The following is a 15,367-nucleotide window of genomic DNA, read 5'->3' as shown; positions in this document are numbered from 1 at the left end:
CGCAACATGCTGGAATTAGCGACGTTTACCGCAGCGGCGGTGCAGGCCGCCCCGGTGTTCCTTGATACCGATGCCACCGTGGATAAAGCCTGCCGCCTGATTGGCGATGCGGCCGGTAACGGGGCGCGGCTGGTGGCCTTCCCGGAGGTGTTTATCGCCGGTTACCCCTACTGGAGCTGGGTAATGAACCCGGTGGAAGGCAGCCCGTGGTTTGAAAAGCTGTGCCGCAGCGCCATTGAAGTTCCGGGGCCGGAAATTCGCAAAATAGCCCAGGCCGCCGCCCGCCACCGGGTGAATGTGGTTATCGGGGTCAATGAGCGCCACCCGCAGAGCATTGCCACCCTGTATAACACCCTGGTGACCATCAACGATGAAGGCAAGATCATTGGCCGGCACCGCAAACTGGTGCCCACCTGGGCCGAAAAACTGACCTGGGCCAACGGGGATGCCTCTTCCCTGCGGGTGCATAACACCAGCATTGGCCCGCTGGGATCACTGGCCTGTGGTGAGAATACCAATACCCTGGCGCGTTTCGCGCTGCTGGCCCAGGGGGAGCTGGTCCACGTGGCGAGTTATATTTCGCTGCCGGTGGCCCCGAAAGATTACGACATGGCGGAGGCGATCCGCCTGCGGGCATCGGCCCACTGCTTTGAGGGTAAGGTATTTACCGTGGTGGCGTGCTCTACCATCAGCGAGGAGATTATTGCGGCAATAGCCGATAGCCACCCGGAAGCCCGGGCGCTGCTGGCCCGCCCCAATAGCGCGTTTTCCGGGATTATCGGCCCGGATGGCCGGGTGGTGGGAGAGCCGCTGATCGACCGCGAAGGCATTGTCTACGGGGAGATAGATCTTAACCGCTGTATTCAGCCGCGCCAGATGCACGACATTACCGGCCACTACAACCGTTTCGATATCTTTGATTTGCAGGTGAACCGGCGCGCCATCAACCCGGTGACTTTTAGCGATACCCCGGACAGCGCGGCGGATATCACGGCGTTAAATGAGACGGCAGACCCGTTCGAGGAGCAATTATAATGCAGCGTTCACGTACCTTTCGCATCGGGCAAATTGTGCCGTCGTCTAATACCACCATGGAGACCGAGATCCCGGCTATCCTGCGTGCCAGAGAGGCCATTGCTCCAGAGCGTTTTAGCTTTCATTCCAGCCGGATGCGGATGAAGCAGGTCACCAAAGAGGAGCTGTCCGCCATGGATGCCGACAGCGACCGCTGTGCCCTGGAGCTGTCCGATGCGGCAGTGGATGTGCTGGGCTATGCTTGCCTGGTGGCTATCATGAGCATGGGCAAAGGCTACCACCGGGTATCGGAAGAGCGGCTGCATGCCCGTACCCTGGAGAATGGCCATCCCGCCCCGGTTATCACCAGCGCCGGGGCGCTGGTGGAGGGCTTACAGGCCCTGGGGGCAAAGCGGGTATCCCTGCTGACCCCCTATATGAAGCCGCTCACCCAGCTGGTTATCGATTATATTGAAAACGAAGGGATTGAAGTGGTGGACAGCATCTCGCTGGAGATCCCGGATAACCTGGCGGTGGGCCGCCGGGATCCGCTAGCGCCGGTGGAGATCACCAAAAAACTGAACACCAATGTCGACGTGGTAGTGGCCTCTGCCTGTGTGCAGATGCCGTCCCTGGGATCTATCCAGTTGATTGAAGATCGCATCGGGCTGCCGGTTATCTCGTCGTCGGTGGCCACCACCTGGATGATGCTCAACCGGCTGCGGCTCGATACCCGGGTGCCGGGCTTTGGGTCATTACTGTCCGGCCGCTACTGAGTACAGGGATATTACCGGGCACAATACAGACAATCAGCACAGGATACGTCGATGGCAGACTCTCCGGCGTTTATTAATGGCTATTTACCTGCCCTGTTAGGGCAGGCGTGGCTGGTGGTCTCATCGGAGTTCCACGCTGAGGTGGAATCCCGGGGGCTGTCGGTACTGGAGTGGCGGGTGCTGTCGGTGCTGGAGGCCAACGGCCCCACCAGCGTGAGCGAGCTGGCCCTGAAAACCGTCAGTAAGCAGCCCACCATTACCCGGCTATTGCACCGGCTGGAAAAGCAGCACCAGGTGGCGCGCTGTAACGACTGCGGCGGCGATCGTCGTTTAAGCCGGGTGGTGATTACCGCCGCCGGCCAGCAACTGGTTCAGGCATTAAATACCGAGGCGGCGCGCTTTGAGGCCAGTGTCCTGGCACAGCTGGGAGAGGCGCGCAGCCAGTTACTGAAGCGCACGCTGCGGGCGCTGATCCAGCGCTACAGTGCGCATTAGCGCTGGTTATTAAGGCGGCGATAGCTGCCGATATTGAGGGCGCCAGGGCGTAAAAACCAGTAGTCCGCGGCGGCTGGCTATATTACCATCTGGGCAAATATGAAAATGCGTCTCATTTATTTTCTGGACCACAGGAAGCCCAGCCACCATGCGTTACCTTATTTGCCTGCTTATGCTATGTCTTGTTCCCGCCATATTCTCCATTGCCCCCGCCAGCGCCCGGCCTGATATGACCCCGCTGGGGAAGAATATTGCCGATACCGGCTCGGCCTGGTATCACTTTACTACCCGGCAATTCAGCTCAGCAGACGGCAAGCGTCATTATCAGGTGTGGATTGGTACCCCGCGTAAAGCGGTGCCCGGTGGCTATCCGGTGCTGTACCTGCTGGACGGCAATGCCGTGATGAGCCACCTGGATGACCCACTATTAGGCCGCCTGAGCCAGGGGACCCCGCCGGTGATTGTCGCCGTGGGCTACCGGGGTAACCTGCCGTTCGATAGAAAAGGGCGCAGCTACGATTACACCCCGCCGGGCAGTATTGACACCCCCGGTGAGCAGCGCGATAGGGTCTACGGCGGCAGCCGTGAGTTTCTGGCCCTGCTCAGGGATAGTATTATTCCCGGGGCGGAGCAGGGGATTGTGGTTAACCCGGCGCGGCGCGGGATCTGGGGCCATTCCTATGGTGGGCTGCTGGTGCTGGATGCCTGGCTGCACAGTAAGTGTTTTACCCGTTACTACAGCGCCAGCCCGTCATTTTGGCAGGGGAACTTTCGCCAGGTTGATCAGCTACGCCAGCAGCCGGCTGCGGATCCGTCCGCCCGGCTGTTTCTGATGGAAGGCGCCGAAGTCCAAAGGGGCCGGGGGATCCCGGTAGGGGTTCGCTGGCGTACCACCGCGCAAATTGTTAGCCAGCTCAGGGAGGCGGGGAAAACCTTCACGCTGATTAATTACCCGGGGTTGTCCCACGGGACGATGTTCCCGACCTCCGCCGAGGGGGCGATGCTGGATGTTGCCGGGGTCGTGCCGCTCACGCCATCCCCGGCGCCGTTACCGACCCCGGGCACCGCTATCGTTAACCAATAACGAAACGGTTCAGCGCTATTTTCGCTGGTAAAGCGCGATCGGCACGGTAATATACGCCCCGGACGGTGATGGCTCACCGGGGCGTACCTCTTCTGATAAGGTGAAAAATATGCGGATTGGCATTCTGTTCCCGGTGGCGATATTTTTCGTTGCTGTCGGTTTTATTACCTGGTTTATTGCCGGTGGCTACGCCACGGCCTGACGTCTGTGGTGATGCCGCCGCCGGTGTTACGCCATGGTGCCGATGGTTTTACGAAAACGCAGCAGCGCAATGGCAAAAAACACCGCGCCAATCACCAGCAGGGTGACAAACTGCGGCCAGACAATGGCGAAATTCGCGCCCCGGTAGAGAATAGCCTGCGCCAGGCTAACAAAATGCGTTGTCGGCATGGTCAGCATAATATCCTGAACCAGTTGCGGCATACTCTCCCGGGGGTGGAACCACCGGACAGCATTTGCAGCGGCAACAGCACCAGGATCATCAGTAACCCCAGTTGTGGCATCGAGCGGGCGATAGTGCCCATAAAAATGCCAATTGAGGTCGTGGCAAACAGACTCAGGGCAACCCCCACCATAAACAGCGGCACCGAGCCTTCTATCGGCACCTGTAATACCCCCTGCACCATAAACACCAGCGACAAGCCTGACACCACCAGCACCACGAGTCCCATCGACCAGATCTTGGCCAGCATTATCTCAAACGGGGTAATCGGCATCACCAGCAGATGCTCCACGGTGCCGTGTTCCCGCTCGCGGATCAGTGCGGAGCCGGTTAACACAATGGCCAGCATGGTGATGTTATTGATGATTGCCATCACCCCACCAAACCACTTTTGTTCCAGATTGGGGTTAAAGCGCATCCGCACCGCCAGATCCACCGGTGACGCTCCGCTGCTCTGGTAACGCTGAATAAAACTGTTCACCTCCCCGGTGATAATGTTCTGAATATAACCGTTGCCGGTAAATGCCTGGCTCATGCGGGTGGCGTCGACATTTACCTGGATTTCCGGCTGGCGACCGGCCAGTACATCGCGCTGAAAATTCGGCGGGATATTCACCGCAAAGGTATAGTCCCCGGCATCCAGCCCGGCGTCCATTTCATCGGCGGTAATCAGCGCCGGGGGTAAAAACCACGGGCGAAAGAAGGCGTTAATGATCCGCGTAGAGAGCTGGGACTGGTCGAGATCGGCCACGGCGATCGGCGCCAAATGCAGGGTGCCGGGCATGGCCGTTGCCGATGAATAGACCGAGAAGGTAAAACTAAACGCGATGAGCACCAGCATCCCTTTGTCACACAACAGGCTGCGCAGCTCTTTGATGCCCAGATTATAAATATTACTCAGTGTGCGCATTACCCCTCCTGTTTCTTCAGCAGCATGATGCTCAGCCCCAGCACTATCGGGATAGCTATCAGCAGCGGAATAAACGAATGCCACAGATCCCCAAGATCCAGCGCTTTTGAGAATGTCCCCCGGGTGATGGTCAGGAAATGGCTGGTGGGGTAGATCTGGCCGATAAACCGCCCGGGCCCTTCCAGTGAGCTGACCGGATCAATCATGCCGGAGAACTGGGTCGCCGGGATCAGGGTGATTATCGCGGTACCAAATACCGCCGCTATCTGGCTCTTCATAAAGGTGGAGATAAGCAACCCCATGCCGGTGGCGATGGTCACATACACCAGCGCCGCCAGGAGCAGGGTCAGGAAGCTGCCTTTATGGGGCACCCCGAAGACAAAGACCGACAGGGCGCAGAGCAACAGGAAGTTAAACATCCCCAGCGCAATATAGGGCAACTGCTTGCCGAGCATAAATTCGCTGCGGGTGGTGGGGGTCACGTAAAGGTTAATGATTGACCCCAGCTCTTTTTCCCGCACCACGCTCAGGGCGCTGAGCATCGACGGGATCATCATCAACAACAGCGGGATCACCGCCGGCACAATCGCGGGCAGGCTTTTGACATCCGGGTTATAGCGGTAGCGGGTTTCAATATTGAGTAACGCACTGCGGCTGACCGGATCTTTATGGCGGGCCAGCATCTCCTGTTGCCATCCCTGGTGCATGGCCTGGACGTAGCCGCGTACGGTTTCCGCCCGGCTGGGCATCGCGCCGTCTACCCAGACGCCAATATCTACCGGGCGGCCGCGGGCCACGTCCCGGCCAAAGTTTGGCGGGATCTCAATGGCCACCGCCAGCTCACCGTCGCGCATCCGGCGATCCAGCTCGTCATAACTGGTGATGGGCGGCTGCTCGATAAAATAGCGCGATCCGGTGAGGTTCTCGATCCAGCGCTGGCTGCTGATGGTTTGATCGCGATCGAGCACCGCAAAGCGCAGATCCTCAACATTCATGCTGATCCCGTAGCCCATAATAAACATCAGGATCACCGTGCCGAGCAGGGCGAGGGTCGATCGCACCGGGTCCCGGCGTAATTCCAGGGTTTCCCGGCGGCTGTAGCTGAACAGGCGCCGCAGGCTGAATGACTGGCGAGGGGCCGCCGGGGTATGACTTTCAGGGTGGGTTATCACCGGCGCCTCGGGGTCGGGGGCCGGGGTATCGGCGGCTTCCTGGAGCCAGGCAATAAACGCCTCCTCGAGGGTGTCACTGCCGCGCTGGGCCACCAGATTCGCCGGGGTATCGCTGGCCAGCACTTTACCGGCGTGCATCAGCGAGATCCGATCGCAGCGCTCCGCCTCATTCATAAAGTGGGTGGAGATAAAAATCGTCACCCGATCCTGGCGCGACAGATCGACCATCAGTTGCCAGAACATGTCCCTGGCCACCGGATCGACCCCGGAAGTGGGTTCATCAAGGATCAACATTTCCGGGCGGTGGATCACCGCCACCGCCAGGGAGAGCCGCTGGCGGATCCCGAGGGGCAGAGCATCTGGCAGGCTGTCCTCGACGCTGGCCAGCATAAAACGCTGGCTCATTTCTGCCACCCGGCCGGGTATCTCCCCTTCGGGGATCTGAAATAGCCGGGCGTGCAGCTCAAGGTTCTGGCGCACGGTCAGTTCGCTATAGAGCGAAAATGCCTGGGACATATAGCCCACCCGGCGGCGGGTATCGAGATCCCCGGAGTTTACCGGCTGGCCAAATAGCCAGGCCTCGCCTTCACTGGCGGGGAGCAGGCCGGTGAGCATTTTCATGGTGGTGGACTTACCGCAACCGTTAGAGCCGAGGAAGCCAAAAATTTCCCCCCGGGGGATGCGGAAGTTCACGTGATCGACGGCGATAAAGTCCCCGAAGCGCATGGTCAGCCCCCGGGCTTCAATGGCGATGTCGTCCGGTTGTTCATCCCGGGGGGGGATAACCACCGGGTGGTGGGCGTCCCGCTGTTCGGCGGGCAGCAGGGCAATAAAAGCCTGTTCGAGGGTTTGGCTGCCGGTGCGGGTGCGTAGCTGTTCGGCACTGCCGGTGGCCAGTACCTCGCTGGCATTCATCGCCACCAGCCAGTCGAAGCGTTCCGCCTCTTCCATATAGGCGGTTGCCACCAGGACGCTCATGTTGGTCTGGCGGGCCCGGATACTGTCGATCAGGTCCCAGAACTGCGCCCGGGAGAGGGGATCAACACCGGTGGTGGGCTCATCGAGGATCAGCAGTTCGGGGTCGTGGATTAGCGCACAGCATAAGCCGAGTTTTTGCTTCATCCCGCCGGAGAGCTTCCCCGCCGGGCGATCCCGGAACGGCGCCAGCCCGGTGCTGTGCAGCAGTTCATTAATGCGGACTTCGCGCTCGGCTTTATTGTGGCCGAACAGGCGGGCGAAGAAATCGACATTCTCGTAGACCGACAGGGTGTGGTAGAGGTTTTTCCCCAGCCCCTGGGGCATCCAGGCGATTTTGGGGCAGACGTTACGGCGATGTTCCGCATCGCGCATATCGCCCCCCAACACCATCACGTTACCGCTTTCAATGGCTCTGGCCCCGGAAATCAATGACAGCAGGCTGGATTTACCGACACCGTCAGGGCCGATTAACCCCACCATGCAGCGCGACGGGATCTGTAGTGAAATATCGCGCAGGGCAGTGGTGTGGCCAAAATGCTGGCTTACCCCCTCCAGAATAGCGATGGGCGCGTGTGGGTCCGGTGTACGCTCGCTCATTGCCCGGGCCTCACGGTCAGGTTTTCCGGCCAGCTTTGCTGGTTATCCAGCCGGACATAGGCCATGCCCGGTAACCCGGTTTTGACATATTCCAGATGCTTAGCCAGCAGCTCTGGCGGAATACGCGCTTTTACCCGGAACATCAGCTTGAGCCGCTCATCGCTGGTTTCTACGGTTTTTGGCGTAAATTGCGCCACGCTGGCCACAAAACTGATATTGGCTGGAATGGTCAGTGTCGGGGCGGCATCCAGAATAATGCGCGCTTCACTGCCGAGGGCCAGCACGACGGCCTGCTCGGTAGGCAGGAAGAAGGTCATATACACATCCGCCAGATCCACCATACTCAGCACCCGTCCACCGGCGGCTAAGACTTCACCCGGTTCGGCGATACGGTACTGTATCCGGCCATCCCGGGGGGCCTTGAGGTCGCTGTCGTCAATGTCGGCAATAATGCGGCGCTCGGTGGCCTGGGCGGCTTCTACCCGGGTTTCTGCCTGGATAATATTGGTGCGGGCTGCTTCAATGGCGGCTTTGGCGGCGGAAACATCCGCGTTGGCGGACTCCAGTGAGGCCCGGGCGCTTTCGGCGGCGGCGCGGTCATCATCCAGTTGCTGGGCAGAGACTGCTCCCCGGTGAATCAGGGTGTTGGAGCGGGTATGGCGCTTGGCACTGGCATTCAGTTCTGCCTGGCGCTGGCGCACGGTGGCCTCATTGGCGAGCATTTCGCTGCGCCGCTGATCGAGCAGGGCACGGGCCGCGGCGACGGCGCTTTGGGCCTCTTTAATTTGTGCGGCCGCTTCCAGGCGCTGTTCATTCAGCACCCGGGTATCCATTTTGGCCAATACCTGTCCCTGATGGACAAACTGGCCCTCTTTGACGTCAATAGACACAATACGCCCGGCAATTTTGGTGGCGATATCGACTTCTGTTGCTTCTATACGGCCATTACTGCTGGCAAATCCCTGTGGCAAGCCCGCCGGGCGTAAGGCCCACCATGCGCCGGCGGCAACCGCGACGGCTAATCCAATCACTATCCATACTGCCCGTTTTTTTTGTTTATCCATGATAGCTCTGCCTGGTCCCTGTTGCCGAACGGTGCGTGCTCACACCCGCCGCGTCAAAACATGATAAGCGGTATCTTTTGTGGGAAAAAAAGACAGGGTATAACGGCGTGCTGGTGCTCCCGTTGAAGGGCCAGACACAAGGAAAAGCGTGATGGGTATGGCTTACAATCAATGTGGTTATCACAGCTATCCTGGCCGTATATGAAACACGCATATGTAAACTGTTTTCGAAGAAATACTAACAGCTTCAACCAGGATGTCCATATCAATAACATGGGATTAACACAGATGGCTCAACCGCCCGGCGGGGCGATTGAGCCATCTGCCGGTTAACGGCTCACAGACGGGATTTGATGGCCTGGAGTAACCGCTCAAAGGCCGGGGTGTTTTGGCGGCGGCTCGGGTAGTACAGCTGATACCCCGGCGAGGGCTCGCTCCACGCTTTCAGTAGTTGGACCAGGCGCCCGTCGAACAGGTATTGCTGGACCTCACACTCCGGTAAATAGGCGATGCCAAAGCCATTGAGCGCCCCTTTGACAATCATACTGACGCTGTTGAACGTCATCTGACCTTCGACCCGCACCCGGCTTTTTTGCCCGGCGCGCTCGAACTCCCAGGCATAAAGCCCGCCGTGGGTGGCGAGGCGCATATTAATACAGCGGTGGGCACTCAGATCCTGGGGGGTCTGGGGGGTGCCGTATTTTGCCAGGTAATCCGGGCTGGCCACCACGGCAGGGCGCCAGCTGTTGGTCAGCGGAATGGCTATCATATCCTGCTCGACGGTACCGGACAGCCGCACCCCGGCGTCAAAACGCTGGGCAACGATATCGGTAAAGCCGGGTTCGATAATCACTTCCACGCTGATGTCCGGGTACTGGCGGGCAAACGGCTCCAGCAGCGGCCACAGTATCCGGTTGGCGGCATGCTCATCGGCGGTAATGCGAATCGCCCCGGCTGGGCAGTCGCGGAATTTGGTGAGCGCGGTCAGCTCTTCGTTGACCTCATCCAGGCGCGGGCCGACGCTTTGCAGCAGGTGCAGCCCGGCATCGGTGGTTTGCACACTGCGGGTGGTACGGGTCAGCAACCGGACCCCAAGGCGGGTTTCCAGGTTGCGCATGGTATGGCTGAGTGATGATTGAGAAACACCCAGCTGGGCTGCCGCTTTGGTAAAGCTTTTTTCCCGGGCGACCACGAGAAAGGCATTTAAATCGTTCAGGTTCTGGTTAGCCATAGCGTAAGACGGTGACTCTGAGGGGGACGTAATAGTAATTGAACCACGGGAATTTACCACTGCCGGACGCCCAGGGGCTGCCGGCAATATTCACGGTTGGCCCAGGACGCTTCTCAGCCGGTGGTTAAATTTCTCCGGGTCTTCCATTTGTGGGGCGTGGCCCATACCGGGAAATTCAACCAGTTGTGCACCGGGGATAAGCCCGGCCACGGTTTTACCCAGGATATTATAGTGCCCCAGTTTCGCTTTCACCTCCGGGGGGGCAATATCACTGCCGATGGCGGTGGTATCTGCGGTGCCTATCATCAGGGTGGTGGGTACCCGCAGATGGGTAAACTCGTAATAAACTGGCTGGGTAAAGATCATGTCGTAAATCAGGGCGGAGTTCCAGGCCACGCGCGGTTTGCCGGGGCCATTGTTCAGCCCGGCCAGCATATCGACCCAGCGGTCATATTCCGGTTTCCACTGGCCACTGTAATAGGTTTTTTGCTCGTAGTCGCGGATCTGTTGTGCGCTGATGCGCAGTTCCCGCTGGTACCACTGATCAACCGTGCGCCAGGGGACCCCCAGCGCTTTCCAGTCTTCCAGCCCGATGGGGTTAACCAGCACCAGGCGGCTGACGGACTGCGGGTACATCAGGGCATAGCGGGTAGCCAGCATCCCGCCAGTGGAGTGCCCGATAATGGCTGCCTGGGTTATCTTCAGGTTGTCCAGCAGGGCGTGAGTGTTGCTGGCCAGTTGCTGGAAGCTGTACTGATAGTGGGCCGGTTTCGTCGAGCTGCAAAAGCCGATTTGGTCCGGGGCAATCACCCGGTAACCCTGTTTCGCCAGGGCCGTAATGGTATCAACCCAAGTGGCACCACAGAAATTCTTGCCGTGCAGCAGGACCACGGCCCGGCCATTGCTGCTACCCGTAGGGGCGATATCCATATAGCCCATTTGCAGCGCCGTCCCCTGGGAACGCAAGGCAAAATGGTGCAGCGGGTAAGGGTAGGTGAAGCCCTCAAGATTAACGCCATAAGCGGGCGCGGTAGCGGCGCTGGCGCCAGTGGTGAATAACCCTGCCAGCAGGGCGGCGCAATACCATAGTCTGCGGGATGTGGTGAGCATAGATATCCTGTGTTGTCCGGGGCAATAATATGCCCGTCATCGCGGGGTGACCTGGTGAATATTGATTAGCGATAATAATATTATCCTGGCAGTTTACTACCGCTGTGCGATAAAAATAAATCACCCGGAAGCCAGAAAATAATTATTGATAATCTGTGCCTTTGATTAATTTGGCCGGAGGATAACGTATTTACATTTACTGGTGGCCCGTGCTCTAGTGGGGGTTTACTGGATATCGGCAGCGCCGATGAATAAGGGTATTTCCATGCCAGAGACTATTGATGTGCTGACTTCCCATCGCAGTGACAGACACTATCTGTCTACCCCCATTGCAGATGACGTCCTGAATAATATTATTGCCGCCGCCTGGCGGGCACCGACATCGGTCAATTCCCAGCAGGTCACCCTGGTGGTGGTACGCGATGCCGGGCGCCGGGCAGAAATTGCCGCGCTGGCCGGTGGCCAACCGTGGATAGCCCAGGCCCCGGTATTTATTGCCGTGGTGCTGGATATGCATAAATCGGATATCGCTATTCGCGGGGCGGGTAAGCAGCAGCTCGCCCATCTGAGCGTCGAGAGTATTGTCGCCGGGGCGACGGATGCCGGGATTGCGCTTGAGGCCATGATGGTGGCCGCCCGGGCCCAGGGGCTGGGCATTGTGCCGATTGGCGGTATTCGCGCTAACCCCCGGGGGATGAGCGAGCTGCTGAAGCTGCCGCCGTTGACCTTCCCGGTGGTGGGGCTGACCCTCGGCTATGTGGATCAGCCGGCGCCCCAGAAACCGCGCCTGCCGCTGAGCAGCTTCTGCCATGAAGAGTATTACCACGACGAGCGTATTGCTCCGGCCATTGAGGAATATAACCAGGTGCTGGCCCGTCACTGGCAGGAACAGCAGCGCGCAGACGGTGACGACTGGGGGAATAATACCGCCAGCTACTATAGCCACATCTATTTCCCGGACGTTCTGGCGGAAATATTACGCCAGGGTTTTAAACTGGATAAATAACACCAGCGGTGATTAACGTCGTTATTTATTAGTCGCCATAGCCCTGCGGGGCTATGGCTATTTATTAATGATATTCCGTTAATTAATGTGGTTTCTGAATAAATACCGCCAGCGGGTAAATAGGCCGGGCCGCTCCGCGGCAGATTAAAAACGCGCAAAGCGATAAGGGGTTGGATCCACCAGCGGCGCGCTGCCGCATACCAGATCTGCCGCCAGTTGCCCGGCTGCCGGGGAGGTACCGAACCCGTGGCCCGAAAACCCGCTGGCCACCGTCAGGCCCGGTAAGCGCGCTACCGGGCTGATTATCGGGTTTGAGTCCGGGGTAACATCAATCATACCGGCCCAGCTTTCGGCAATGCGGCAGCCGGTGAAACCTGGCCAGGCGGCAGTGAGGTTGGTTAATGCCTCCTGATTGAGCCGGTGATTGACTTCAGGGTCCATGGTGCGGACCTGCTCGAACGGGGTACGGCTGGTGGGCTTCCAGCGCCGGGAGAGGGCCAAATCGCGCAGGAAATAACGCCCGAGAGAGAGGCGCAAATTGTCCTTTCCCTGGCGCAACTGGGCGAGATAACGGTGCCCGGTCAGCAGGCTATCGAGGGTTAACGGGGCATCCAGCGCGCCGCGCTGGGTGACAATAAAGCCCCCGCTCTGGTGGCGGCGGAAGGAAAAATCCGGGGCGCCAACCGCGATATCCGTTGGCCCGGCCATCGGCGCGGTACGCATGACCGAACATATTAGCGGCAGGGCGGGTAAGCGGATGCCGTGGTTGCCCAGCAAACGCCGTGACCAGATCCCCCCAGCCAACAGTACCTGTTCGCAGCGGATCTCGCCCCGTTCGGTGACCACCCCGGAAATACGCCCCCCTTCGGTGGCCAGGGTGCGCACGGCGCAGTTTTCGATAACCAGCGCGCCTTTGGCGATTGCCGCCTGGGCAATGGCGCTGGCGGCGAGGGTTGGCTCGGCTCTGGCATCGGACGGGGTGTAGATCCCGCCCTGCCATTTCCCTTCCCCTCCCGGAACCAGCCGGGCTATCTCTGCGGCGCTGAGCAACCGGGAGTCAAGATCCAGCTGTGACACGCTGTGCATCCAGTTTTCATGCACCGCCATTTGTTGGCGGGTGCGGGCGAGGAACATGATCCCGGCCTGGCGGTAGCCGACATCCACCCCGGTACGGGCCGACATCTGCTGCCAGAGCTGCTGGGCGGCCCGGGCCAGGGGAATATCCTCCGCCAGACGGCTGGTTTTACGCACCCAGCCAAGGTTGCGCGAGGATTGCTCCCCGGCGATACGGCCTTTTTCCAGCACTACCACCGGGATACGTCGTTCTGCCAGGGTGAGTGCCGCGCTTAAGCCGACGATCCCGCCGCCGATGATAACCACGGTACGGGTGGTGGGGAAGGAGGTTGTGGTGATGACAGGTTTGATTGCGGGTGCCATAACGAACGCCTTTTACCGGAAAGAAAAACCGGGGCCAGGCCCCGGACACAAGGGCGAGTACTACAGGGTCAGGCGGATAACTTCGCGCTGACCGCCACCCCGTACGGCGGTAATTTCCATTTCCACCTTGTAGTTCATGGCGCCCAGAGGCGGGCAGGTCAGGGTCAGTGCCGGATCGATACCCCGAAAGCGGCTGCCGAGGATCTCCGCCACGGCGCTGACATCGTGCGGGAACTGAACAAAAACCCGGGCGACAACGGTATCCGCGAGGCAGGCATCCACCCCGTTTAGCGCCCGCTCCACGTTGGCGAAAACCTGTAAGGTCTGGGCGGCGATATCCTCCGGGATCTGGCGGGTGTGCGGGTCCCGCCCGGCGGTATTTGAGACAAATATCCAGTTGTCGACGGCGACCACCCGGGAGTAACTGGTTTGCTGTTCAATGGCTGAGCCGGTAGAGGCTTTAATTATGGTGTTCATCACTGCTCCTGAAGGTAAAAGGGGAAAAGGCCGGTTAACTCAGTGCCGGTACCTCCCAGAGGTTAAGCTTCACGCCGATCCCCTGGGCGATAGCGTTGCGGTACACCACGGTGCCCCAGGCCACATCCTCTACCGGCATACCGCCAACGGACATCAGGATGATTTCGTCGTCGTGGCGGCGCCCCGGGGCGGCGCCGGCAACAATTTTGCCAATATCCTCCAGCGCCTCCGGGCGCAGCTTACCCGCCGCAATCATGTCCATAAAATAGACCCCGATAATTGGAATCGATTTGTGGGCCGGTTTAGGCACTTCGTGATACCAGGCCTGGTAGAGGCCGGTATTGTCCAGTACTTTGCGGACATCGGGCTGCTCCATACCTTCATCAATGCTGCACAGTGCGGGCATGGCGAGGAAAGCCCCCGGTTTGACCCATTCGCGTTTGACGATAGGGTAGCTGGCGGGATCGCCAAATTCGCCGGAATTACAGTAGGTGACGATATCTGAATCCCGGACGATAGCCTCCAGGCTATCAACCACGGTGAGGGTGGTTACCTGCGGGTAGTTTTCATTGACCCAGGTAATAAAGTTATCCAGGCTACGGGCGCCGCGGCCTTTCACTTTGATGGTGTCAATCTGCGGGCATACCGCCATAAATGCCGCTACCGATGTTTTCCCCATCACCCCCGGGCCCACCAGGCCGATGACCCGGGAATCTTTACGGGCCAGATGGCGGGCGCCGACACCGGGAACCGCGCCGGTACGGTAAGCGGAGAGCAAATTGGCGGACATATGGGCCAGCGGGGCGCCGGTATCGGCGTCGTTCAGGGTAAACATCAGGATGGAGCGCGGCAGCCCCTGCTCGCGGTTGGCAATATTGGAGCCGTACCACTTCACGCCGGTGGTGTGAAAATTACCCCCCAGATAGGCGGGCATCGCCATCAGGCGGCGTTCCGCGGTGGGTTTTGGCATCCGCGGGAACGGGGAGGCTTCCGGGAAGGTCACCATGGCGCCGTGGGAATCATTATTGCTGCCCGCCATACGATAATCCCCGTGGTAGAGCAGGGCGAACATTTCCTCCATGGCGTCCACACAGGCGGGCATATTGGTGACGCCCGCCCGGATCATGTCTGGCTCTGATAAGTAGATAAAATCGATTTTGGTATTCGCGGACATTTTCGTTTCTGTGGACATAACGTCGCTCCTCAGCCGGGCCAGGGGCAGGCTGTTGTTGTCGATATTTTTTGCCATAGACAGCAGGGCGATGAAATATATTTTTCAGCGTTGTCGATACGCATGAAATAGCAGAAATATAACTGTTCTGGAATGTTCATCGCCGTTCTGCTGCGTCTGTATTAATCAATAGCGTTATTGCCGCCGGGGCGTATTGGAAAAAAGCGACATGGCAGAAAATAGATTGCCGTTAATACTGTTAGTCATCATGACAGTGCGTTATGGCGTAGCTTTTAATAACCAGGGGGCTTTGTTGAATAAATCGAACTTTTAGCCGAAATTAGGATCAGATCACCACACTCCTGACCCTGTAGCGACATCCTGTGACAAAGCAAAAGTTCAA

The 15,367-nt window shown here is 59.0% G+C and carries 13 protein-coding genes and 1 pseudogene; 6 read left to right on the top strand and 8 right to left on the bottom strand.

Features of this window, described 5'->3' with window-relative positions:
• Positions 1-6 precede the first annotated feature (6 nt).
• From F9C28_RS06415 to F9C28_RS06395, 5 genes are all read left to right on the top strand, one after another.
• Positions 7-1,035: a carbon-nitrogen hydrolase family protein gene (locus F9C28_RS06415; RefSeq protein ID WP_199014411.1), complete on the top strand. Its 1,029-nt coding sequence runs from the start codon at positions 7-9 to the stop codon at positions 1,033-1,035.
• Positions 1,035-1,790, top strand: coding sequence for a maleate cis-trans isomerase family protein (locus F9C28_RS06410; RefSeq protein ID WP_269846414.1), 756 nt, complete (start codon positions 1,035-1,037; stop codon positions 1,788-1,790). The genes F9C28_RS06415 and F9C28_RS06410 overlap by 1 nt, the downstream gene beginning before the upstream one ends.
• Positions 1,791-1,841: 51 nt before the next feature.
• Positions 1,842-2,285, top strand: coding sequence for a MarR family winged helix-turn-helix transcriptional regulator (locus F9C28_RS06405; RefSeq protein WP_199014410.1), 444 nt, complete (start codon positions 1,842-1,844; stop codon positions 2,283-2,285).
• 148 nt (positions 2,286-2,433) lie between these two features.
• Positions 2,434-3,369, top strand: a complete 936-nt coding sequence (locus F9C28_RS06400) for an alpha/beta hydrolase (RefSeq protein ID WP_199014409.1) — start codon at positions 2,434-2,436, stop codon at positions 3,367-3,369.
• 109 nt (positions 3,370-3,478) lie between these two features.
• Complete coding sequence (locus F9C28_RS06395; RefSeq protein WP_199014408.1) at positions 3,479-3,571, top strand: YoaK family small membrane protein; 93 nt, start codon at positions 3,479-3,481, stop codon at positions 3,569-3,571.
• 26 nt (positions 3,572-3,597) lie between these two features.
• On the opposite strand, the pseudogene F9C28_RS06390 reads toward F9C28_RS06395, so the two are convergent.
• The 5 genes and pseudogenes from F9C28_RS06390 to F9C28_RS06370 all read right to left on the bottom strand — a co-directional run bounded on the left by F9C28_RS06390 (position 3,598) and on the right by F9C28_RS06370 (position 10,873).
• A pseudogene (locus F9C28_RS06390) lies at positions 3,598-4,721 on the bottom strand (ABC transporter permease).
• A complete protein-coding gene (rbbA, locus tag F9C28_RS06385) occupies positions 4,721-7,468 on the bottom strand; it encodes a ribosome-associated ATPase/putative transporter RbbA (protein ID WP_199014407.1) in 2,748 nt (915 codons plus the stop codon). Before rbbA ends, F9C28_RS06390 begins: the two are co-directional and overlap by 1 nt.
• Positions 7,465-8,532 (bottom strand): HlyD family secretion protein, encoded by a 1,068-nt coding sequence (locus tag F9C28_RS06380; RefSeq protein WP_199014406.1) that lies wholly within the window; start codon positions 8,530-8,532, stop codon positions 7,465-7,467. The genes rbbA and F9C28_RS06380 overlap by 4 nt, the downstream gene beginning before the upstream one ends.
• A gap of 337 nt (positions 8,533-8,869) precedes the next feature.
• Positions 8,870-9,763 (bottom strand): LysR family transcriptional regulator, encoded by an 894-nt coding sequence (locus tag F9C28_RS06375; protein ID WP_199014405.1) that lies wholly within the window; start codon positions 9,761-9,763, stop codon positions 8,870-8,872.
• A 90-nt stretch (positions 9,764-9,853) separates the two neighbouring features.
• Entirely contained in the window at positions 9,854-10,873 is a 1,020-nt protein-coding gene (locus F9C28_RS06370) for an alpha/beta fold hydrolase (protein ID WP_199014404.1), read from the bottom strand.
• 265 nt (positions 10,874-11,138) lie between these two features.
• Between F9C28_RS06370 and F9C28_RS06365 the strand changes: the two genes are divergently transcribed.
• Entirely contained in the window at positions 11,139-11,879 is a 741-nt protein-coding gene (locus F9C28_RS06365) for an NADPH-dependent oxidoreductase (RefSeq protein WP_199014403.1), read from the top strand.
• 144 nt (positions 11,880-12,023) lie between these two features.
• On the opposite strand, the gene F9C28_RS06360 is transcribed toward F9C28_RS06365, so the two are convergent.
• Genes F9C28_RS06360 through F9C28_RS06350 form a run of 3 tightly spaced genes read right to left on the bottom strand, consistent with a single transcriptional unit; the run spans position 12,024 to position 14,967 of the window.
• Positions 12,024-13,316, bottom strand: coding sequence for an NAD(P)/FAD-dependent oxidoreductase (locus tag F9C28_RS06360; RefSeq protein WP_199014402.1), 1,293 nt, complete (start codon positions 13,314-13,316; stop codon positions 12,024-12,026).
• A 60-nt stretch (positions 13,317-13,376) separates the two neighbouring features.
• Entirely contained in the window at positions 13,377-13,793 is a 417-nt protein-coding gene (locus F9C28_RS06355; protein ID WP_199014401.1) for a Rid family hydrolase, read from the bottom strand.
• A 34-nt stretch (positions 13,794-13,827) separates the two neighbouring features.
• Positions 13,828-14,967 carry a tyramine oxidase subunit B gene (locus F9C28_RS06350; protein ID WP_199014486.1) on the bottom strand — a complete coding sequence of 380 codons (1,140 nt, stop codon included), beginning with the start codon at positions 14,965-14,967 and terminating at the stop codon, positions 13,828-13,830.
• Positions 14,968-15,367: the final 400 nt, after the last annotated feature.

Source organism: Shimwellia pseudoproteus (assembly GCF_016415625.1).
GTDB classification, from domain to species: Bacteria; Pseudomonadota; Gammaproteobacteria; order Enterobacterales; family Enterobacteriaceae; genus Shimwellia; species Shimwellia pseudoproteus.
Note: the sequence above shows the minus strand (reverse complement) of the source record. Positions and strands in the feature narration are given on the sequence as shown.

Coding starts and splice junctions, on each gene's coding strand:
- F9C28_RS06415 (WP_199014411.1), top strand. CDS start 7: ATGCTGGAATTAGCGACGTTTACCGCAGCGGCGGTGCAGGCCGCCCCG.
- F9C28_RS06410 (WP_269846414.1), top strand. CDS start 1,035: ATGCAGCGTTCACGTACCTTTCGCATCGGGCAAATTGTGCCGTCGTCT.
- F9C28_RS06405 (WP_199014410.1), top strand. CDS start 1,842: ATGGCAGACTCTCCGGCGTTTATTAATGGCTATTTACCTGCCCTGTTA.
- F9C28_RS06400 (WP_199014409.1), top strand. CDS start 2,434: ATGCGTTACCTTATTTGCCTGCTTATGCTATGTCTTGTTCCCGCCATA.
- F9C28_RS06395 (WP_199014408.1), top strand. CDS start 3,479: ATGCGGATTGGCATTCTGTTCCCGGTGGCGATATTTTTCGTTGCTGTC.
- rbbA (WP_199014407.1), bottom strand. CDS start 7,468: ATGAGCGAGCGTACACCGGACCCACACGCGCCCATCGCTATTCTGGAG.
- F9C28_RS06380 (WP_199014406.1), bottom strand. CDS start 8,532: ATGGATAAACAAAAAAAACGGGCAGTATGGATAGTGATTGGATTAGCC.
- F9C28_RS06375 (WP_199014405.1), bottom strand. CDS start 9,763: ATGGCTAACCAGAACCTGAACGATTTAAATGCCTTTCTCGTGGTCGCC.
- F9C28_RS06370 (WP_199014404.1), bottom strand. CDS start 10,873: ATGCTCACCACATCCCGCAGACTATGGTATTGCGCCGCCCTGCTGGCA.
- F9C28_RS06365 (WP_199014403.1), top strand. CDS start 11,139: ATGCCAGAGACTATTGATGTGCTGACTTCCCATCGCAGTGACAGACAC.
- F9C28_RS06360 (WP_199014402.1), bottom strand. CDS start 13,316: ATGGCACCCGCAATCAAACCTGTCATCACCACAACCTCCTTCCCCACC.
- F9C28_RS06355 (WP_199014401.1), bottom strand. CDS start 13,793: ATGAACACCATAATTAAAGCCTCTACCGGCTCAGCCATTGAACAGCAA.
- F9C28_RS06350 (WP_199014486.1), bottom strand. CDS start 14,967: ATGTCCGCGAATACCAAAATCGATTTTATCTACTTATCAGAGCCAGAC.